Source organism: Streptomyces sp. NPDC046860 (assembly GCF_040645115.1).
GTDB lineage: Bacteria > Actinomycetota > Actinomycetes > Streptomycetales > Streptomycetaceae > Streptomyces.
In genome coordinates this window covers 40,033-58,767 of sequence record NZ_JBEYXQ010000020.1, presented here as the reverse complement: position 1 = coordinate 58,767, position 18,735 = coordinate 40,033, and the positions used below count along the sequence as shown (strand labels likewise).

Here is an 18,735-nt window from a genome sequence, read left to right as displayed (position 1 = left end):
GTCCCTTCATCCCAGATGCGCCGACCAGTCCTGTTCCGCCGCCGGACGGCCGTGCAGGTCGGGGACCCGCTTGAGCCAGTCCGGACGGCCCCGCTGGGACCGCTCGGCGCGGGCGGCCTCCTCGGCGGCGAGTTCCGCGCGGCCGGGGAAGTCCGTGGGCAGCCACTGGGCGGAGAGCCGGGCGCGGGCCAGCAGGTGGTCGGTGTAGGCGGCGCGGGCGTCGTCCGGGGAGGCGAAGGCGGGGTCCTCGGCCAGCCAGGCGTCGGGCACCTCGGCGAGGATGCCGCGCAGCAGCTCCTCGGTGATCTTCGGGGCCAGCTCGGCGTCGGCGGCGCGGACGTCGGGGCCGTACTGGCCGAGGGCGTGGTGGCGGAAGTCGTACCTGCGGCCGGGGTCGGTGGTGTCCCAGCGGTGGTGGAAGACGAGGGCGGCGCCGTGGTCGATGAGCCACAGGCGCGGGGGCGCGGTGCCGAAGGTCGGCCAGATCATGAGGTTGGAGCTGTGGGTGGTGCGGTCCACGTTGGCGGTCAGCGCGTCCAGCCAGACGATCCGGCCCGCCTCCAGCGGGTCCACCGGGAAGTGCCGGGCCAGCTCGGGGGTGAGGTCGCGGGCGCCCGGCAGGTAGTCCATGCCCAGGTTGACGCCCGCACTGGCGCCGTGCAGGTCGCGCACCTCCTGGTGCGGCTCGTCGGCGGCCACGGCGGGGTCGAAGTGCACGAGCACCAGCTCAGGGAAGCGCAGACCCAGGGCACGGGCCAGCTCGCCGACGATCACCTCGGCGACGAGCGCCTTGCGGCCCTGCGCGGAGCCGGTGAACTTGACGACATAGGTCCCCAGGTCGTCGGCCTCGACGACCGCGGGTACGGAGCCGCCGGTGCGCAGGGCTGCGACGTAGCGGGTCGAGGTGACATCCCGCATGTTTCCCACCTCCCACATGAAGTGACCATAATAACCAAGGGTGATCACCAGGGAGAGGGTGACGGGCGAGGCAGGCCGGTCGGCCCCGGGTCACCGCGTCCTGTCAGGTCACGTCGGGACGAGCCGCGGAGTCCAGTCGGGCGTAGACCACGACATTGTCGCTGTAGTGATGGTCGGTGTCGGTGTAATCGCCCCCGCAGGTGATGAGCCGGAGTTCGGCATGGTCTGTGTTGCCGTACACCTCCAGGCTCGGGAAGTGGTCCTTGTGGTACTGGGCGGTCCTGGTCACGGTGAAGGCGGCCGTGGTGCCGTCGGCTCGGGTGACGTCGATCCTCTGGCCGGGGCGGAGCCGGGCGAGGTCGAAGAAGACGCCTTCGCGACCGTTCCAGGTGACGTGCCCGGCGATGACCGCCGGTCCGGGCGCACCGGGTGCGACGCCCCGTTCGTACCAGCCCGCCTTGTCGGGGTCGCGGGGCGTCCCCAGGACTCCGTGGCCGTCCAGGCCGAGCCGCTCCAGGGAGGTCGAGACGTCCAGGGAGGCGATGGTCAGTCTCGTGGGCGGGGAGGCGGGCATCGTGGGCTCCGGCGTCGGTCCGTCCGTCCCCGGTGTCGCCGAGGGGGCCGGGGTGGTGTCGGTGGCGGGCGGTCCGGCCACCGTGTCGGGGCGGCCGGGTGGAGCGGGTTCCTGCCGGGCGAGTCCGGTGCCCAGCAGGACTGCGGCCACCACCAGCAGCACGGAGGCGGCGGTCAGCAGGACCGCCCGGCGGGGATGCCGCCGGGCGGTCCCTTCAGCCGCCGGGGTTGTCTCCGGCATCCGCGTGCCGCCTCAGTGGGTGTCGGTCGCGGCCGTGCGGCGACGCCGCGCCGTCACGCCCAGCGCCGCCGCGCCCAGCAGGGCCGCGCCGCCCGCGGCGAACAGGCCCGGTGACTCGACGCCCTGCGTCCCGCCCGAGCCGGTCTCGACACCGCCGACCGGCATGGAACCCACGGCCGCGCCCGCGACCATTCCGCAGGACGCGGGGGCGGTGGCCTCCTGAGGCAGCTTGGGGTCGAGTTCGCTCTTGCCCTTGCCGAAGTCGTACGTGTCGTTGCCGTTGGGGTCGATGCCGTGCTGGACGACGTGCAGGTCCTTGATGTGGTCCGCGACCTGCTGGGAGACCGTGATGGTCCGCTCGTAGGAGAGCTGGCCGTCCTTGCCGGCCGCGGGCATCCGGGTGACGTCCAGGCCGCTGTTCTTGCTGGTGTCGCCCTTGGTGGTCAGGGAGATGTTGATGTCTCCGTAGGCGGGCAGGCCCTCGGCGGTGGTGACGATGCCGTCGCCGTTCTTGTCCGCGCTCGCGTCGGGGCAGTGGAAGTCGTGGCCGTCGGTGGAGCCGTGGAGGTGCTGGGCGTGCGGCTGACCGGGTACCAGACCCGACGCCTCGATCTTGACGTTCAGTTCGCGGCCGTCGAGCGTCAGCATCGCGGTGCCGTGGGCAGGACGATCAGGGTGGTCAGACGCGCGGTACGCGGAGCTGTCACGAGGATGTTCCTTTCTCCACCCGGTCCGGCTGCCGCCGGGACGGGCGTCGCCGTCGGATACGGGGGGGAATCCGGGGCCGAGTGCGATGCGGATTGGTCCGCCCGTGTGAAGCCTTGCGAGTAGTCCTCGGCGCGTGACGGTGAGCGCACCGCCCCATCGGACGGCAGCCCCGCGCGGAAACACAGCGATGACACAGATAGGCGCCGCCGGTGAATTGCACTGACGGCGCCACCCATCTGTCCCTTAAATGAAGGCTAGCAAAAAAGCGCGGAATACGCCAAACATTTCACCGGGCCGCACACACGACAGAGCACCCCTTTCCGTGCTGTGCGGCACGAAAAGAGGCGCTCGAGATCATCCGGTCGTCAGTGCCGGAGACAGGTGGCTCAGAGGCCGGCGGCGACGCCGCCCAGCGACGTCTGCAGCGGCGCGGAGACACCGGCCGCGACACCACCGAGGTCGATGCCGCCCAGGTCCAGGCCGGTGGCCGGAGCGAGGTTGAGGCCACCGATGTTGCCGATGTTCAGACCGCCGGCCACGCCGTCGAGCTCCGCCTCGCCGATCTCGCGGGTCTCGATGGAGGAAGGAACGTGCTGCATATTCATGGTCCTTTTCTCAGAAAACACTTCTTGAACTCGACTCCCGTCTCCTCACGGAGAATCCGATGGCACGGACATGGCGCCAGCCGGGTGGAACCGATGAATCGTCGACCGGGAGTGCTTACTCATTGGACCATAAGATCCTGACCGAGTGAGCCTCGGCGAGCATTTTCGAGAACGTGACGGCACCCTCATGCGTGCACGGTGAAAGTATCGCCTTTCCAGCTTTTCTCAATCTTCACTGCCGCTCGCCAATCCGTTCTGCTGAACGCGGTGCGGCCTGGCAGTTCGAGCGGGCTCTCGAGGGGGTGCCGGAGGTGTGTCCGTCGCCCGACGCCACCGGCGTCACGAAGTCGTGATTCTGTGAAGGTCCTGGCGCAGCGGGTTCGGCAGCGGCAGGTAGCGGGCGGCCGCCCCGTCGGCGCCGGTCCAGCGCAGCAGGAGGTTGGTCTTGCCGGGCAGGGTGGGCGCTTGGAGCAGCTCCGGGATCTCCGGGAGCCGGTGGCGGGACAGCTCGGCGCGGACGGCGGGCCAGGGGTCGAGGCCGGGGTGGTGTTCGGCGAGGGCGCCGGCGATCTCGGTGAGGTGGTTGACGAGCAGGCAGTACACCAGCCGCTCCCACCCGGCGGCCCGCGTGACGTCGGACAGCAGCTTGGCCCCCTCGGCGTCCCGGAACAGGGCCTGCACGGGGGTGCCGGCGGCGTCGACGGCGACCAGGGTGTTCTGGAGGTGCGCCTCCAGCACGACGCCGTGCTCGTCGAAGGCGCGGAGCGCGGGCGGGACGACCTGGCGCAGGTACGCCGTCCACCAGGCGTCCGGATCGGGCGCGGCGGCCAGCGGGCTTCCGTCCCAGCCCTCCGCGAGCCCGGCCGCGAGGAGGGGGGTGGCGCCGGGCAGGAGGTGGCCGCGCAGGCCGTCGCGGACCAGGACGGCGAGTTCCTCGAAGGCGAACGCGGCGGTGCGGTAGCCGCGGTCGCTCAGCCAGGCGGCGGGCCGCCCCATGGCGGCGAAGGCGTCGCGGGCGGCGGTGTCGGTGCGGCCGAGTCTCTCCAGGTCGTGGCGCCACAGCCGGCGTATGTCGTTGGTGATGCGGACGTCCAGGCTGAACTTCAGGAACAGGTCGCGGGCGGGCTCGTACACCGTCCGCACGGCGGCCGTCGGCCACACGGCGAACCCGGTCGTGCCGAGCCGGAGCAGGCGGCGGTCCTCGAAGGCGGGGGCGAGCCGGTCGGCGAGGAGGTCCAGCTGCCAGGGGTGGGCGGGCAGCAGGCGGTAGCCGGGCGGGGCGGTGCCCAGGGCGTCCAGGGCACCGGTGTCGCCCTCCTCCGCGACCTGGTCCTCCCGGACGCCGAGCAGCGCCAGAGGGAACCGGGCGTGCGCCTCGGGGGCGTAGGGCAGCCAGGCCGCGACCGGGCCGCCGCCGCGCGCCTTGGGGGCCGGGTGGTGCGGGTGGCCGGTGATCAGCGACTGCTCGGAGCGCAGGTAGGGGTCCTCGGGAGCGAGGGTGCGGGCACGGGCGGTGAGCAGGGCGGCCACCGTGTCGCGGCTGTCCAGCATCTCGGCGGGCAGGTCGTCGCCGGGCAGCCCGGTGTGGGCGCGCAGTTCCTCGGCGACGAGTTTGACCAGTTCGGCGTGGGTCAGCCGGTGCCAGGCGCCGTCCGCGCGCACCTCGGGGCCGGCCGGGCGGCGGCCGGGGCCGACCCGCAGCAGCCTTCCGGTGCCGGGCAGCCGGTACACGGGCCGTTGCCCGTCGTCCGGGACCGGCCGGGCCACCTCGCGCAGCAGGCAGTTGAGCAGCGGCGCCGAGGCGTAGTCGTCGGCGCGCCGGGCGGCGTCGGTCGGGGGCTTGGGGTCCACGCGGTCCATTCGAATCTCGTCGTCCCGGCCGGCCTCACAGGGGCCGGCCGTGCTCGGTAAGTCTGCGGTATCCGACAATCGTGCCCTGAGCTGCCCGTCCCCGAGGAGCCGACCGTGTACCACTCCCCCACCGCCGAGGCCGAGGTCGCCGAGGAGCTGGCCGCCGTGCGGCCCGCCCTGCGCGACCGCTACACGGCCGCGCTGCCGGGAGCCCGCGCGGCGGTGCTGACCCGGCTGTGGCGGGCGCTGGCGCACGAACCGCTGCCGTGGGCCGTCTCCCGCACGCCGGGGGCGCGGGGGCTGACGGTACGGCTGGGGGACGGCCGCGCGCTGCACGGCCCGCCCTCGGACCCGTACGCCACCGGCGACCTGGTCACCGGGGTGCGTCTGGGCCGGGAGCGGTACGCGGACCCCGCGCGGCTGATGACGGACCTCGCGGTGCCGCACGCGGCCGCGTTCGCCGCCGAGCTGGCGAACAGCACGGCCTCGCTGGCGCTGTCCCGCGCGGGGGCGGCGGAGCCGGGCGCCGGTCTGCCGGAGCGGGACTGGGAGTGGGAGCAGCGGGTGGTGGACGGGCACCCCTTCCACCCCAACTGCCGTTCCCGGCCCGGTTTCTCGGTGGCCGACCAGCTGGCGTACGGGCCGGAGCACCGGCCGGTGGTGGAGCTGGGCACGGTGGCGGTGCCGGTGGACGAGTGCCTGGTGTCGGGTGCGTGGCCGGACGAACTGCGTTCCGGAGGCGACCTGTTGCTGCCCGTCCATCCCTGGCAGGCGGCGCATGTGCTCAAGCGGTCGGGCGTGCCGTGGCGTCCGGCGCATCCGCTGATGTCGCTGCGCACGCTGGCGCTGCCCGGCGGACCGCATGTGAAGACCGCGCTGAGCGCCCGGCTGACGTCCTCGGTGCGGGACATCTCCACGTACTCGGTCCGGGCGTCGGCCGCGCTGTCGGCGCTGGCGGCGGAGCTGACCGGGCGGATGGGCGGGCTGCTGGAGGTCACGCACACGATCGGCGCGGCCACGGCCCACTCGCCGGATCTGGCGGTGCTGCTGCGCGAGTCGCCCGAGGCGTACGCGGCTCCGGGCGAGCGGGTGCTCCCGGTGGCCGCGCTGGCCACCACCGCGCTGCCCGGATCGCCCGGCCTGCTGGCCGCGTTCACCCGGCTCGCGCTCACGGCGGGGCTGCGGATGCTGGATCTGGGGGTCGCGCTGGAGGCGCACGGGCAGAACCTCCTGGTGGTGCTCGGGCCGGACGACACCCCGTTGCGGCTGGTCTACCGCGACCTGGCCGACATCCGCGTCAGCCCGGCCCGGCTGGCCCGGCACGGCATATCAGCACCCGAGTTGACGGGGCGCCTGGTCACGGACGACGAACTCACCTTGCGGCGCAAGCTGTTCGGCTCATTGATCGGAGGCGCGCTGGCGACCGTGGCCGGTTCGGGGCCGGCTCTGGGTGCCGCGCTGCGGGCCGCGCTGCCGGATCTGCCCCGTACGCCCGACCTGACGGCACTGTGTGAAAATCCGCTGCCCGTCAAGGCGTTGACCCTGATGAGGCTGTCCCCCGAGACCCCGGGCGACCTGTGGACGGCGCTCCCCAGCCCCTTCGTTTTGGAGCCCGACACGTACGATCAATAAGATCCGCCGATGATCAGAAGACAACGGCTGGCGGCGGGCGTCTGCGCTCTGCTCGCCGCCCTGGCGGCCGGGATCGCGTGTCCCGGCGGGGCCGCAGCGGACGAGACCGAACCGCAGCCCGCTCCGAAGGTCGAACTCGTCCTGGATGTCAGCGGCTCCATGCGGGCGCGGGACATCGACGGCGGCTCCCGGATGGCGGCGGCCAAGCAGGCGTTCAACGAGGTGCTCGACGCGACGCCCGAGGAAGTGGAGCTCGGCATCCGCACCCTGGGCGCCAACTACCGCGGCAACGACCGCAGAACGGGCTGCAAGGACACCGAGCAGCTCTACCCCGTCGGCCCGCTGGACCGCACGGAGGCGAAGACGGCGGTGGCCACCCTGGCACCGACCGGCTGGACGCCCATCGGTCCGGCGCTGCTGAAGGCGGCCGACGACTTCGGGAACGGCGAGGGCACCCGCCGGATCGTCCTGATCAGCGACGGCGAGGACACCTGCCAGCCGCTCGACCCTTGTGTGGTGGCCCGCGAGATAGCCGCCAAGGGCATCGGCCTGACCATCGACACCCTGGGCCTGGTGCCGGACGCCAAGACCCGCGACCAGCTGAGCTGCATCGCCGACGCCACCGGCGGCACGTACACCTCCGTCCGCCACAAGGAGGAACTGACGGACCGGGTCAGCCAGTTGGTGGACCGGGCCGCCGATCCGGTGGTGACGCCGGTGGCCACCGAGGGCGCCGACGCGTGCGCCGGGGCGCCCGCGCTCAAGTCCGGTCTGTACACGGACCGCGAGGAGTTCGGCAAGCAGCGCTGGTACAAGGTCGACGTGCGACCCGGCCAGGAGCTGCGCGCCTCGGTGAGCGTCGCCGACGACCGCGCGACGAACCCCAACTACGGTGTTCTGATACGGGCGGTGACCCAGCAGGGCCGCGAGATCGTACGCGGTGAGGGCGCCGGGACCGGCCGCACCGACGCGATCTCCACCGGCCTGCGCTACCCCAGGCCCGAGGCGGACGACGACACCGAGACCCCGGAGACGGTGTGCCTCCAGGTCACCAACTCCTTCTCGGCCGCCCCCGGTGTGAAGACCACGCCGGGCATGCCGCTGGAGCTGACGGTCGACGTGGTGGACGGTCCCTCCGCCGCCTCCGACGTGGCCTCCTTCGGCCTCGGCCGCGGCTGGTGGCTGCTGGCCGCCCTGGTTCTGACCGGCTTCGTCGCGGGTCTGCTGTGGGGCTGGCTGTCCCGCTGGCGGGTCGCGGTCTGGAGGACGAACTGATGCGTGCGACACGTGTGCTGAGCGCTGCCCTGCTGATGCTGGGCCTGGCCGCGGCACCCGCCGCGGCGGACTCCTCCCCCTCCCCGAGCGCGTCGGCGGACGGCAAGGCCCCCACCCAGGCGGGCACGTCCTTCCGTACGGCGGCCGAGATGGAGCAGGGCCAGACGGCCACCGCTTCCGCCTCCACGGGTGACTACCTGTACTGGTCGTTCCCGGCCGACACCGGCCAGCGCCCGACCGTCAAGGCGACGGTAGAGCTGCCGGGTTCGCATGCCGCGCAGACCTGGCAGCTCGATGTGTACGACGGCCTGAGGCGCCACCAGTCCTGCCAGTACGGCGCCGCCACGCGCGTCGCCGAGCAGGGCACCTCCTCGGTCGAGCTGGCCTGCGTGCTGCGCACGGTGCGGGCCTGGTCCGAGCCGTGGGCCAACGACCCGCTGCCGGGCACGTACTACGTCCGGCTGACGGTCCTCGACCTCGGCTCCGCCGACCTCGGCCTGCCGGTGCGGGCCGAGGTCCGCGCCGACTCCAGGAACATCGGCGGCGCGGCGGCCGTGGACGGCTCGCTGGGCAAGCCGCTCGTTCCCGGCATCGCGGTCGAGTCCGGTACGGAGAAGGACGGCGAGAAGCCGGCCGTGCTCTCCGCGATCGAACCCGACGACGGCTGGTCCTCGCAGTGGTGGTCCAGCCGCTGGGTGTGGACCGCCGTCGGCGGCGTCCTGGCCGCGCTCGCGGGCATCGGCGGTTACGCGCTGACCCGTGGCCGGGGCCGTCCGCCCTACGTCCCACCGGGCGCCTGACCCGGACGAAGGCCCGCCGTCCTGGCGGGCCTTCGTCATTCCCGCACGTCATCCCCGCACGTCATTCCCGCAGCGCCTTGGCGAGGGCCCCGTCACCGGTCACCGTGACCCGCCCCGCCCGCACCGCGTCCACGATCCCCGGCTCGCCCCGGCAGACCTCCGCGCAGGTCGCCGCGTCCATCACCAGCCGGGCGTCCACGGCCCCCGGCGCCGGACCGTGCCCGTACACCGGCCCGCTCTCCGCGCCGACGTACAGATGAAACTCGCCCTCCTCCAGCGCCACTTCGACCACACCGGCACCCACCCGTGCCGCGTCCAGCGCCGCCAGCATCGGCAGTGCCGACCAGTGGGCGCGTACCGCGTCGGTGGGCCGCGGCCCGGCCAGCTCCGGGCTTCCCCACTCCCCCAGGGCGTGCAGCACGGGCAGCAGGTCCCGGCCGCGCGGGGTGAGTTCGTACACGTACACGGCGCCGGGCGGGGGCAGTTTCCGCCGGGCGGTCAGACCGTCGCGCTCCATGTCCTTGAGCCGGGAGGCGAGCACGTCCGTGCTCACACCGGGCAGGTCCGCGTGCAGGTCGGTGTAGCGGCGGGGCCCGGCCAGCAACTCCCGCACGATCAGCAGGGTCCAGCGGTCCCCGACGAGGTCGAGGGCGCGGGCCGTGGAGCAGTACTGGTCGTAGCGTCGGCGAGGTGGCATGCGACGCAGTCTAGACATGTTGTTGGACTTTCCAAGCTCCCACTTGGTAAAACCAAGTGACATCAGTCGGCGGAGAGGTCGCGGCGCATGGAGTTCCGGCAGTCGAACAAGCTCAGCGAGGTCTGCTACGAGATCCGCGGTCCGGTGATCGAGCACGCGGACGCGCTGGAGGAGGCGGGGCACAGCGTGCTGCGCCTGAACACCGGCAATCCCGCGCTCTTCGGTTTCGAGGCGCCGGAGGAGATCACCCAGGACATGATCCGGATGCTCCCCCAGGCCCACGGCTACACCGACTCGCGCGGCATCCTCTCGGCCCGCCGGGCGGTGGCCCAGCGCTACCAGACCCTCGGCCTGGAGGTGGACGTCGACGACGTGTTCCTGGGCAACGGCGTCTCCGAGATGGTGTCCATGGCGGTGACGGCGCTGGTGGAGGACGGCGACGAGATCCTGATCCCGGCCCCGGACTTCCCGCTGTGGACGGCCGTCACCAAGCTGGCCGGCGGCAAGGCCGTGCACTACACGTGCGACGAGCAGGCCGACTGGGCGCCCGACCTGGCCGACATGGCGTCGAAGATCACCGACCGCACCAAGGCGGTGGTCCTCATCAACCCGAACAACCCGACCGGCGCGGTGTATCCGAAGGAGGTCGTCGAGGGCATCCTCGACCTGGCCCGCCGCCACGGCCTGATGGTGTTCGCGGACGAGATCTACGACCAGATCCTCTACGACGACGCCGTCCACCACTCGGCCGCCGCCCTCGCCCCCGACCTGGTCGTCCTCACCTTCTGCGGACTGTCCAAGACCTACCGGGTGGCGGGGTTCCGCTCCGGCTGGCTGGTGGTCACCGGGCCCAAGCAGCACGCGAAGAGCTATCTGGAGGGCCTGACCATGCTGGCCTCCATGCGGCTGTGCCCCAACGCGCCCGCCCAGTACGCGATCCAGGCCGCGCTCGGCGGCCGCCAGTCCATCCGCGAACTCACCGCGCCGGGCGGCCGGCTGTACGAGCAGCGGAACGTGGCCTGGGAGAAGCTGAACGAGATCCCCGGCGTGTCCTGCGTCCGGCCCAAGGGCGCGCTGTACGCCTTCCCGCGCCTGGACCCCAAGGTGCACAAGATCCACGACGACGAGAAGTTCGTCCTCGACCTGCTGCTCCGCGAGAAGATCCAGGTCGTCCAGGGCACCGGGTTCAACTGGCCCACCCCCGACCACTTCCGCATCCTCACCCTCCCCCACGCCGACGACCTGGAGGCCGCCATCGGCCGCATCGGCCGCTTCCTGAGCGGGTACCGGCAGTAGCTCCAGCGGGGGCTGTCAGTGCCTGGTCGTACGCTTCGAGGACCAGCAGCGGACCGGAGGGAGCAGCGCGATGGCACGTCCGCCCACCGCCGCACAGCGGCGCGTCGTCGAGGCCGCCGACCCGGGCACCGGGCGGCTGCGGGGCACGGACGCCCAGCTCGCCGCGCTGGTCCGACACGGCCTCGCCTTCCGCCACCCCCGCCCGCCCCACGACCACTTCCTGACCCCGGCCGGCCACCGCCTGCGCGAGACCGAGCCGGAGCCCGGGCCCGCGTCCGCCGGAACCCCCGCTGACGCCAGCGGTGTCTTCTCCGCGCGGGTCGGCGGCGAGGAGGCACCCGCCGGACCCTCCCGGGCCCGCGAGGTGCGCGACGCCTGGCAGGGCCTGCTGGAGCTGCGCCGCATGACCAACCCGGACGGCGCCACCGACCGGCCCTGCGGCTGGGAACGCACCCATCTGGTGCGGGCCGCCGCCCTGGCCCTGGAGGCGGCGGGCCACCCGCCCATGACCCCGGACACCCCCGGTTACCAGGTCCGCGCGACCCCGCAGCCGGAGGCGGTCGCGGTGCACGGCCCGGAACTCGGGGCGTACGCGCGGACCCTGGAATCGGCGGGCTGGCAGTGCGGCGAGTACACCGAGGCACGCACCAGGACCCGTCAGCTGCTCGCCTCCCCGCGCCGGGTGTGACGGACATGCCAAGATCGACGGGTTGGACCAGGAGCGTACGAAGGGGAAGCCGTGAGCGAGCCGTTTTCCGTCCCGATCACCGTCCGCGGGTACGAGACCGACACCCAGGGCCATGTGAACCAGAGCGTGTATCTCAACTACGCCGAGCACGCCCGCTGGTCGCTGCTGCGGGCGGCGGGCATCAGCCAGGCCGAGCTGGTCGGCGCGGGTGTGGGACCGGTCGCCCTGGAGACCACGATCCGCTATCGCCGTGAACTCCTCGCGGGCGACGAGATCGTCGTGACCTGCACCTTCGTGTGGGGTGAGGGCAAGACGTTCCGGATCGAGCAGACGGTCGCCAAGGCGGACGGCACTCTGGCCGCCGAGATCACCGCGACCGGCGGCCTGATGGACCTGACCGCCCGCAAGCTGGTGCCGGACCCCCGGGAGAGCTTCCGGAAGCTCGCCTCGGACCCGGCCCGGCTCGGTCTGTGAGCGCGGGGCCGGGCGCCCCCTGATCAGTCCCCGGCGGCGATCCGCGCGAGCCGCCGGGCCTGTTCGCGGGTGGTGCGGGCCAGGCGCTCCTCGTCCACGTGCAGCAGCCCGCCCTCCGCCACGATCTGCCGGCCGCCCACGAAGGACGCCGTGACGGGGGCGGGGGCGCCGAGGACGAGGGCCGCCACCGGGTCCGCGACGGAGGCGTGGGCGAGGGTGTCCATGCGCCAGAGGACCAGGTCGGCGAGTTTGCCGGGCTCCAGGGAGCCGGTCTCCGCCGCCCGGCCCAGGACCTGGGCGCCTCCGTAGGTGCCGAGGCGCAGGGCCTGGCGGGTGGTCAGGGCGCGCTCCCGGTGCGGGCCGAGGCGGTTCACGAGGAGGGCGTTGCGGAGTTCGGTGTGCAGTTCGCCGGACTCGTTGGAGGCGGTCCCGTCCACGCCCAGGCCGACCGGGACGCCCGAGGCCAGCAGGTCCGGCACCCGCGCGATCCCGGCCGCCAGGCGGGCGTTGGAGGAGGGGCAGTGGGCGACGCCGGTCCCGGTGCGGGCGAAGGCGGCGATGTCGGAGTCGTTCATGTGGACGCAGTGCGCCATCCACACGTCCTCGCCGAGCCAGCCGGTGGACTCGAAGTAGTCGGTGGGGCCCGTGCCGAACAGTTCGTGGCAGAACTTCTCCTCCTCCACCGTCTCCGAACCGTGGGTGTGCAGCCGCACCCCCAGCCGTCGGGCCAGCTCCGCCCCCTGCCGCATCAGTTCGGTGGAGACGGAGAAGGGTGAGCAGGGCGCGACCGCGACCTGGGTCAGCGCGCCGAAGGAGGGGTCGTGGTGTTCGCGGACGGTGGCCTCGGTGGCGGCCAGCGCGTCGTCCAGGCTCTCCACCGCGAAGTCCGGGGGCAGTCCGCCGTCCGACTCGCCCCGGTCCATGGAGCCGCGGGCCAGGGTGAAGCGGACGCCGGTGTCGCGGGCGGCGCGCACGATCGCGCCGGACAGGTCGCCGGTGCCACGCGGGTACACGTAGTGGTGGTCCATCGCGGTGGTGACACCGCCCCGGGCCATCATCGCCAGCGAGCCGCGCGCGGCCGCGGACACCATGTCCTCGTCGATGCGCGCCCAGGTCGGGTAGAGGGCGACCAGCCAGTCGAAGAGGTTGTGGTCGGTGGCCAGCCCCCTGGTGAGCCACTGGTAGAAGTGGTGGTGGGTGTTGACCAGGCCGGGGGTGGCCAGGTGGCCGGTGGCGTCGATACGGCGGGTGACACCGGTGAGCCCCGCGGGGGCCGGGCCCGCGCCGACCGTCTCGATCCGGTCGCCCGCGATGACGATGTGTCCCGTGGCGTACTCGGTGTCGTCGGCGTCCACGGTGGCGATCGCGCAGTTCTCGATGACGATGCGCTCGGCTGCTGCCACGGTTCGTCCTTCGCTCTCGGAGTTCTCGCAGAGGTTGCTCAGAGGTTGGTGAGGTCCACCGGGATCGCCGCCTCGCGGCCCTCGCGCAGGACGGTCGCCTCGATCAGGCCGTAGGGCCGGTCGGCGGCGAGGTACACCTCGTTGTCGTTGGTGAGCCCGAAGGGCGTCAGGTCGGCCAGGAAGTGGTGCTTGTTCGGCAGGGAGAGCCGGACCTCGTCGATCTCGGCGCGTTCTCCGATCACCCGCGCGCCCATCTCGTACAGGGTCTGCTGGAGGGAGTACGAGTAGGTCCCGGCGAAGGCTTCCAGCAGGTGGCGCCTGGCGTCGGCGTAGGAGGCGTCCCAGTCCGGCGCGTCGCCCTCGCCCGTCCAGCCGTACCGCCAGCGGGCGTTCACCTCGGTGGCCAGCACCCGGTCGTACGCCTCGGGCAGGGTGGTGTACTCGTCCTTGGCGTAGCCCCAGAACTCGGAGTCGGTGGAGTTGAGCACCACCAGGCCCCCCAGCCCGGAGACGACCTGCCAGGCCGTGCCGTCGTAGGAGACCTGGGTGTGCCGGACCTCCTGGCCCTCGCGGACGAAGGAGTGCCCGCCGTCCTCCGCTCCGATCCGTTCCCAGGCGTACTCCTCGATCCGGACGCGGGCCGTGCGGATCGCCTCCTGGGAGGTGACGAAGTGCCGGGCCAGGTGGATGCCGAACCGCTCGGCGGACTCGATGCCGTACCGCTTGGCGAACGCGTACACGGTGTTCTTCGTGGTGTCGGTCGGCAGCACGTGGGCGTTGGAGCCGGAGTAGTGGACGTCGTCCATGTCGCCGCTCAGGGTGACGGAGACGTTGAGGTCCTTGATGTGGTGGGTGGCGCCGTCGCGCGTGATCCGGACGACCCGGTTCTCGGCCTTGCCGTACTGGTTCTGCGCCAGGACCGCGGGCCCGGCCGGGCGGGACGTTTCTGCCATGGGGCTAGCTCCCTCGGTATACGGAGTAGCCGAACGGGCTGAGCAGCAGCGGGACGTGGTAGTGCTCCCCGGCCCGGACGGCGAAGGTGACGGTCACCTCCGGGAAGAACGCGCTCCCGCTCAGGTACGGCTCCACGTCGAAGTCGAGCCGGACGTGGGCGGTGCCCTCCGGCGGGGCCGGCAGGTCCCGGCAGCGGCCGTCGGTGTCGGTGGTCCCCCCGCCGAGCGGCTGCCAGTCGGCGCCGGACCCGGTCCGCGCGGAGAGCCGGACGGCGACGCCCGGGGCGGGGCGGCCGAGCGAGGTGTCCAGGATGTGCGTGGACACGGAGGCGGTGGTGGTCATGGGGCGGGTGTCCTTCAGGCGACGAGGCGGGCGAGGCGGATGCGGTTGATCCTGCCCAGTTCCGCGCGGGCGGTCTCCCGTTCCCGCTCCGGCGTGTTGCCGAGCCGCTCCCGCAGGGCGTCGCGCATCTCCTCCCCGGTCAGGCCGGTGGCGCAGATGAGGAAGACATGGCCGAAGCGGTCCTGGTAGGCAAGGTTCAGTTCGAGCATCTCCGCGCGCAGGGTGTCGGATGCGCCGGCCATGCCGCGCTGCTCCCGTGCGGAGGCGGGGTCGCCGGGTTTCGGGCGGCCGATCGGGGGGTGGCCCGCCATCGCCTCGGCCAGGTCGTCGGCGCCGAGTCCGGCGAGGGCCGCGTCGGCGGCGAGGTACAGGTCGTCCGGGGTGGCGTAGGGGCGGGCGACGAGGAGCAGGCGGGCCCAGGCGGTGGAGGCGCACACCTCGTGCAGGGCGGCGAGGGCCGCGTCCTCCCCGAGGGCGTTGAACCTGGCCAGGGCCAGGGGTGTGGCGGGCGATGTCACGGGCGCCTCCGTGGCCGCGAGGGCCGTCGTGCCGGACGGGTGCCGTCAGCTAACGCCTCACGGCGACGGCACGTCAACACTTTGTTGAAAATTCTGGGTTACCTGCCCCGGACGGCCGCCGCGGCTCAGCGGCCCTTCTCCCGGTTGAGGTAGTTGTAGATGGTGAAGCGGCTGACGCCGAGCGCCCCCGCCACGGTCTCCACGCCGTGCCGTACGGCGAAGGCCCCGCGCGCCTCCAGCGACCGGACGGCCTCCTGCTTGGACTTGCGGTCCAGGTCGGCCAGCGGCCGTCCGTGCCGGCGCTCCAGGGCGGCCAGGATGCGGTCGAGCGAGTCGGCGAGCTGCGGCAGCCGTACGGCGACCACGTCGGCGCCCTCCCAGGCCAGCACCACGTCGTCCGGCCCCGCCTCGCCGGGCGGGAGCAGCTCCCCGCCCATGGCGTCCACGAGGGGTTTCACGGCCGCGACGAAGGGCTGCTCCTCGGCGTCCACCTACCGGCCCTCCCCGACCACGTTGACCTGGAGGGATATCCGGGTCGCCCCGGCCTCCAGGCTCCGCCGCAGCAGGGCGTCCACGGCACCGAGCACGCCGTCCGCGCCGCCCTCGGCCATGGTGCCGAACGGTCCCACGTCCACGGTGTCCAGCCCGGCGCCCTCGACGACCTCGCGGGCCGCCACGGCGTGACCGGGAGGCACGTCCAGGTCGAAGGGTTCGGTCGTGAACTCCACGCGCAGTCTCAACGGTGCTCCCGTGTCTAGGTCGTACGACCTTAGTGGACGCCCCCGGGACGTCACCGGCCCCGCGGGGGGGGGGGGCTCCCGCGGGGCCGGTGAGGTCATCCGGGCAGGTCCTCCGTCGCCCAGCCGGTGTCGGGTTCGGTGGTCAGGGTGAAGTCCAGCCGGCCGCCCGAGAGCGCCTCGGCCCCGGTGAGCCAGGAGCGGGTGAGGGGGTGGCCGTCGCGGCTCGCCGCGGCGATGTAGGCGTGGGTGTCGTCGGCGCCGGGTGCGGTGATGACGAGGTCGGCCGGGCCCGGCCGGTCCACGGTCGCCCTCGGGAACAGCGGGGCGCCGAGCAGGAGGTCGGCGCTGCCGGGGGTGCGCGGGTAGACGCCGAGGGCGGAGAGGACGTACCAGGCGGACATGGTGCCGAGGTCGTCGTTGCCGGGGAGTCCGGCGGGGCCGGTGCCGTAGACGGTGTCGAGGACACGGCGCACCGTCGCCTGGGTCTTCCAGGGCTGCCCGAGCGCGTTGTAGAGCCAGGGGGCGTGGATGCCGGGCTCGTTGGTGGGGTCGTAGCGCAGGGGGTCGCCGCCGCGTACGGACCAGGAGCCGTCCGGGTTGTGGAAGAAGCCGTCGAGCCGGGCCGCGGCCGCGCTCCGGCCGCCCATCGCGCCGGCGAGCCCCTGGACGTCGTGCGGCACCATCCAGGTGTACGTGGCGCTGGTGCCCTGCGCGAACCCGAGGTCGCTCGCGGGGTTGAACGGCGTCACCCAGCTGCCGTCGAGCTTGCGGGCCTGGACGTAACCGGTCGCGGGGTTGAAGACGTTCCGCCAGTAGGCCGCGCGGTCGGTGAGAACCTTCGCGTCCTCGTCCCGGCCGAGCCCGCGCGCCCACTGGGCCAGGGAGAAGTCCGCGACCGCGTCCTCCAGGGTCTCCGCCGCGCCGCCCCAGCAGTGGCAGGCGTCCTGGGGCGCGTAGTGCGACACCAAGTACTGCGCCAGGCCCGGACGCTGGCCCTCGCACTGGCCGGGGCAGCCCGCGTCGGAGAGGCCGTCCGGGGTGGGGACGGTGGCCTGGCGGGCGAGGGAGGCGTAGGCGCCCCGGTGGTCGAAGCTGCGTACCCCCATGGCGTAGAAGGTGGCCAGGGTGGCGGCGGACGGGTCTCCGGTCATCACATGGGTGGCGCCGCTGATGTGCACCCAGCGGTCCCAGACGCCGCCGTTCTGCCGGGCGAAGTTGTACAGCGACTGGGCGAAGTCGCCCGCCACCGTGGGTCTCAGCAACGCGAGCAGCTGGACCTGCGCCCGGTACTGGTCCCAGCCGGAGAAGTTGCTGTACTGCGCCCCCTGCCCGCGCGCCAGCCGGTGCACGGCCTGGTCCATGCCCCGGTAGCGCCCGTCGGTGTCGCTGATCAGGTTGGGCTGCATGAGGGAGTGGTAGAGCGCGGTGTGGAACGCGGTACGCCGGGCCGGGCTTCCTCCTTCGACGCGTACGGTGCTCAGCTCGCGGTCCCAGGCCCGCGCCCCCGCCTCGGCCACGTCGGCGACGCTCGCCCGCGCCGGGATCTCGTGGCGGAGGTTGGCCTCGGCGCCCGCGAGGCTGACGTAGGAGATGCCGAGCCGCATGTGGACATCGTTGTCAGCCGCCGGGTCGAAGCCGACCCAGCCGCCGGAGCCGCGTCCGGCGCGGTCGGCGCCCGTGGCGTAGCCCTCGCCGCCGGAGGCCGTGGTGGAGCCGGGCGACAGGGTGCCGTCGTGCCAGGTGCCGGTGCTGGTGAAGGCGCGGTCGAAGGACGCGCTGAAGTGCAGCCGGTAGTAGCTCTTGCGGTTGTTGGTCCCGCCGTTGGCGCGGCGGCCGCAGAACGCGCCGGTCAGCACCCAGCCGGTCACCTTCTGATGGGCGGCGTCGATGTCGATGTGCGCGTCCTCGCTGCCGTTGAGGGAGTTGGAGACGCGGAAGAGCAGGCTCGCCGGACGGTCCGCGGGGAAGGTGAAGTCGGCGACCCCGGCCCGCCTGCTCACCGCGAGGTCGGCCGAGGCGCCGGAGGCGAGGCCGAGGGTGTAGCGGCCGGGTACGGCCTTCTCGTCGGCGTGGGAGAAGTCGGCCGCGTAGAGGGCGTCCCTGGTGTCGGCGGACGGGGAGGAGGTGATGTCGCCGGTGAACGGCATGATCGGGATGTCCCCGGCCGCGCCGGGGTTGCAGCCCGCGCCGTTGACATGGGTGAGGCTGAGGCCGCGTATCCGAGTGGTGTTGTAGGCGTACCCGTTGGCCGCTCCCGTGCTGGTCTGGTCACCCGTGGTGCTGGTGGGCGACCAGGCGATCATGCCCTGGGGCAGGGTGGCGCCGGGGAAGGTGTTGCCGCCGTTCGCGGAGCCGATCAGCGGGTCCACCAGGGAGGACGGCCGCTCCGGCGGGCCCGCCGCGACGGCCGGGAAGGGGGCCGCCACGGCGAGGGCGGTGGTCACGGCCGTGACGGCCGCTGTGGTGCCGAGCCGTCTCGTGGCGCGGAGGAGGGCGTGGCGCATGCGTCGGGCCGCCTTTCTGCGGGGGTCGCGGGCGCCGTGAGGTTAGAAGCCCCGACCGTACGGCGGAAGGGGGCCGGGGGCGCGTGCGGTGAAACCCGGGCGAATTCCCGGCCCGCGCCCGGCGCCGGTCCGGGTACGGTCCGAGTAGCGGCGCCGGGCGTTCCGCAGGACGCTGAACTCATGGCCGATCCGACGCGGTATCCGCACATCGTGGTCCACGCCCCGGCGCTGGACGGCTCCCGCCGGGTCACCGAGGGGCCGGTGACACTCGGGCTCGCCTCCCACCTGGACGACGTGATCGAGATCCTCCGGCTGGCCGACCTCGACCGCATCGAGGTCGAGGAGAGCGACCTGATCGACTGGCAGGGCGGCGGGCCGGACGACTGGCCGGGGCTGTCGGAGCACGAGCTGTGAGGCGGCGGGCCGGCCGGGGCCAACCTCAAATCAACCTCTGAAGAACCCCGGAAAGGCTTCAACCGCCCACGCACAGGGGCAGATTGAGGGTGCGAGGTCCCG

The 18,735-nt window shown here is 73.0% G+C and carries 19 protein-coding genes and 1 pseudogene; 7 read left to right on the top strand and 13 right to left on the bottom strand.

From position 1 onward, the window contains the following. Nucleotides 1-6: 6 nt before the first annotated feature. The 5 genes and pseudogenes from ABZ898_RS24615 to ABZ898_RS24595 all read right to left on the bottom strand — a co-directional run bounded on the left by ABZ898_RS24615 (nucleotide 7) and on the right by ABZ898_RS24595 (nucleotide 4,905). Complete coding sequence (locus ABZ898_RS24615; RefSeq protein WP_361662807.1) at nucleotides 7-918, bottom strand: HipA family kinase; 912 nt, start codon at nucleotides 916-918, stop codon at nucleotides 7-9. A gap of 103 nt (nucleotides 919-1,021) precedes the next feature. Next, nucleotides 1,022-1,732: a class F sortase gene (locus tag ABZ898_RS24610; protein WP_361662804.1), complete on the bottom strand. Its 711-nt coding sequence runs from the start codon at nucleotides 1,730-1,732 to the stop codon at nucleotides 1,022-1,024. A gap of 12 nt (nucleotides 1,733-1,744) precedes the next feature. Further along, nucleotides 1,745-2,395, bottom strand: a pseudogene (locus ABZ898_RS24605) (hypothetical protein); the annotation flags it as partial. A gap of 431 nt (nucleotides 2,396-2,826) precedes the next feature. Next, nucleotides 2,827-3,039: a hypothetical protein gene (locus ABZ898_RS24600; protein ID WP_361662801.1), complete on the bottom strand. Its 213-nt coding sequence runs from the start codon at nucleotides 3,037-3,039 to the stop codon at nucleotides 2,827-2,829. Between the two features lie 345 nt (nucleotides 3,040-3,384). Then, nucleotides 3,385-4,905, bottom strand: a complete 1,521-nt coding sequence (locus ABZ898_RS24595) for an IucA/IucC family protein (RefSeq protein WP_361662799.1) — start codon at nucleotides 4,903-4,905, stop codon at nucleotides 3,385-3,387. Between the two features lie 105 nt (nucleotides 4,906-5,010). Between ABZ898_RS24595 and ABZ898_RS24590 the strand changes: the two genes are divergently transcribed. Genes ABZ898_RS24590 through ABZ898_RS24580 form a run of 3 tightly spaced genes read left to right on the top strand, consistent with a single transcriptional unit; the run spans nucleotide 5,011 to nucleotide 8,603 of the window. Further along, nucleotides 5,011-6,528, top strand: a complete 1,518-nt coding sequence (locus ABZ898_RS24590) for an IucA/IucC family protein (protein ID WP_361662796.1) — start codon at nucleotides 5,011-5,013, stop codon at nucleotides 6,526-6,528. 9 nt (nucleotides 6,529-6,537) lie between these two features. Next, nucleotides 6,538-7,803 (top strand): VWA domain-containing protein, encoded by a 1,266-nt coding sequence (locus tag ABZ898_RS24585; protein ID WP_361662793.1) that lies wholly within the window; start codon nucleotides 6,538-6,540, stop codon nucleotides 7,801-7,803. Beyond that, nucleotides 7,803-8,603, top strand: a complete 801-nt coding sequence (locus tag ABZ898_RS24580) for a hypothetical protein (protein WP_361662790.1) — start codon at nucleotides 7,803-7,805, stop codon at nucleotides 8,601-8,603. The genes ABZ898_RS24585 and ABZ898_RS24580 overlap by 1 nt, the downstream gene beginning before the upstream one ends. 61 nt (nucleotides 8,604-8,664) lie before the next feature. Here ABZ898_RS24580 and ABZ898_RS24575 read toward each other — a convergent pair whose 3' ends face one another. After that, nucleotides 8,665-9,300, bottom strand: a complete 636-nt coding sequence (locus ABZ898_RS24575; protein ID WP_361662787.1) for a helix-turn-helix domain-containing protein — start codon at nucleotides 9,298-9,300, stop codon at nucleotides 8,665-8,667. An 87-nt stretch (nucleotides 9,301-9,387) separates the two neighbouring features. Between ABZ898_RS24575 and ABZ898_RS24570 the strand changes: the two genes are divergently transcribed. The 3 genes from ABZ898_RS24570 (at nucleotide 9,388) to ABZ898_RS24560 (ending at nucleotide 11,758) form a co-directional block, all read left to right on the top strand. Next, on the top strand, nucleotides 9,388-10,596 hold the full coding sequence (locus ABZ898_RS24570; RefSeq protein ID WP_361662784.1) for a pyridoxal phosphate-dependent aminotransferase: 1,209 nt from the start codon (nucleotides 9,388-9,390) through the stop codon (nucleotides 10,594-10,596). A gap of 70 nt (nucleotides 10,597-10,666) precedes the next feature. Beyond that, the gene (locus ABZ898_RS24565; RefSeq protein ID WP_361662781.1) at nucleotides 10,667-11,284 is read left to right on the top strand and encodes a hypothetical protein; all 618 of its coding nucleotides are present in this window, start codon (nucleotides 10,667-10,669) and stop codon (nucleotides 11,282-11,284) included. A gap of 51 nt (nucleotides 11,285-11,335) precedes the next feature. Then, on the top strand, nucleotides 11,336-11,758 hold the full coding sequence (locus ABZ898_RS24560) for an acyl-CoA thioesterase (protein ID WP_361662778.1): 423 nt from the start codon (nucleotides 11,336-11,338) through the stop codon (nucleotides 11,756-11,758). Between the two features lie 23 nt (nucleotides 11,759-11,781). On the opposite strand, the gene ABZ898_RS24555 is transcribed toward ABZ898_RS24560, so the two are convergent. The 7 genes from ABZ898_RS24555 to ABZ898_RS24525 form a co-directional block, all read right to left on the bottom strand. After that, entirely contained in the window at nucleotides 11,782-13,161 is a 1,380-nt protein-coding gene (locus tag ABZ898_RS24555; RefSeq protein WP_361662776.1) for an 8-oxoguanine deaminase, read from the bottom strand. A 38-nt stretch (nucleotides 13,162-13,199) separates the two neighbouring features. Next, entirely contained in the window at nucleotides 13,200-14,114 is a 915-nt protein-coding gene (pucL, locus tag ABZ898_RS24550; protein WP_361662773.1) for a factor-independent urate hydroxylase, read from the bottom strand. 4 nt (nucleotides 14,115-14,118) lie between these two features. Next, a complete protein-coding gene (gene uraH / locus ABZ898_RS24545) occupies nucleotides 14,119-14,457 on the bottom strand; it encodes a hydroxyisourate hydrolase (RefSeq protein ID WP_361662770.1) in 339 nt (112 codons plus the stop codon). A 14-nt stretch (nucleotides 14,458-14,471) separates the two neighbouring features. Beyond that, complete coding sequence (gene uraD, locus ABZ898_RS24540) at nucleotides 14,472-14,975, bottom strand: 2-oxo-4-hydroxy-4-carboxy-5-ureidoimidazoline decarboxylase (protein WP_361662767.1); 504 nt, start codon at nucleotides 14,973-14,975, stop codon at nucleotides 14,472-14,474. Between the two features lie 125 nt (nucleotides 14,976-15,100). Further along, nucleotides 15,101-15,412, bottom strand: a complete 312-nt coding sequence (locus tag ABZ898_RS24535; RefSeq protein ID WP_361662925.1) for a helix-turn-helix domain-containing protein — start codon at nucleotides 15,410-15,412, stop codon at nucleotides 15,101-15,103. A gap of 54 nt (nucleotides 15,413-15,466) precedes the next feature. After that, nucleotides 15,467-15,715: a hypothetical protein gene (locus ABZ898_RS24530; RefSeq protein ID WP_361662764.1), complete on the bottom strand. Its 249-nt coding sequence runs from the start codon at nucleotides 15,713-15,715 to the stop codon at nucleotides 15,467-15,469. Nucleotides 15,716-15,810: 95 nt separating this feature from the next. Then, nucleotides 15,811-18,219, bottom strand: coding sequence for a GH92 family glycosyl hydrolase (locus ABZ898_RS24525; RefSeq protein ID WP_361662761.1), 2,409 nt, complete (start codon nucleotides 18,217-18,219; stop codon nucleotides 15,811-15,813). A 180-nt stretch (nucleotides 18,220-18,399) separates the two neighbouring features. Here ABZ898_RS24525 and ABZ898_RS24520 point away from each other — a divergent pair, with 180 nt between their 5' ends. Further along, nucleotides 18,400-18,633 (top strand): hypothetical protein, encoded by a 234-nt coding sequence (locus ABZ898_RS24520; RefSeq protein ID WP_361662758.1) that lies wholly within the window; start codon nucleotides 18,400-18,402, stop codon nucleotides 18,631-18,633. The last annotated feature ends 102 nt before the right edge of the window (nucleotides 18,634-18,735 follow it).

Bases quoted from the DNA above. Each gene is read 5' to 3' on its own strand.
- ABZ898_RS24570 (WP_361662784.1), top strand. From the start codon at position 9,388: ATGGAGTTCCGGCAGTCGAACAAGCTCAGCGAGGTCTGCTACGAGATC.
- ABZ898_RS24595 (WP_361662799.1), bottom strand. From the start codon at position 4,905: ATGGACCGCGTGGACCCCAAGCCCCCGACCGACGCCGCCCGGCGCGCC.
- ABZ898_RS24575 (WP_361662787.1), bottom strand. From the start codon at position 9,300: ATGCCACCTCGCCGACGCTACGACCAGTACTGCTCCACGGCCCGCGCC.
- ABZ898_RS24520 (WP_361662758.1), top strand. From the start codon at position 18,400: ATGGCCGATCCGACGCGGTATCCGCACATCGTGGTCCACGCCCCGGCG.
- uraH (WP_361662770.1), bottom strand. From the start codon at position 14,457: ATGACCACCACCGCCTCCGTGTCCACGCACATCCTGGACACCTCGCTC.
- ABZ898_RS24565 (WP_361662781.1), top strand. From the start codon at position 10,667: ATGGCACGTCCGCCCACCGCCGCACAGCGGCGCGTCGTCGAGGCCGCC.
- ABZ898_RS24535 (WP_361662925.1), bottom strand. From the start codon at position 15,412: ATGGGCGGGGAGCTGCTCCCGCCCGGCGAGGCGGGGCCGGACGACGTG.
- pucL (WP_361662773.1), bottom strand. From the start codon at position 14,114: ATGGCAGAAACGTCCCGCCCGGCCGGGCCCGCGGTCCTGGCGCAGAAC.
- ABZ898_RS24615 (WP_361662807.1), bottom strand. From the start codon at position 918: ATGCGGGATGTCACCTCGACCCGCTACGTCGCAGCCCTGCGCACCGGC.
- ABZ898_RS24585 (WP_361662793.1), top strand. From the start codon at position 6,538: ATGATCAGAAGACAACGGCTGGCGGCGGGCGTCTGCGCTCTGCTCGCC.
- ABZ898_RS24580 (WP_361662790.1), top strand. From the start codon at position 7,803: ATGCGTGCGACACGTGTGCTGAGCGCTGCCCTGCTGATGCTGGGCCTG.
- ABZ898_RS24610 (WP_361662804.1), bottom strand. From the start codon at position 1,732: ATGCCGGAGACAACCCCGGCGGCTGAAGGGACCGCCCGGCGGCATCCC.
- ABZ898_RS24525 (WP_361662761.1), bottom strand. From the start codon at position 18,219: ATGCGCCACGCCCTCCTCCGCGCCACGAGACGGCTCGGCACCACAGCG.
- ABZ898_RS24600 (WP_361662801.1), bottom strand. From the start codon at position 3,039: ATGCAGCACGTTCCTTCCTCCATCGAGACCCGCGAGATCGGCGAGGCG.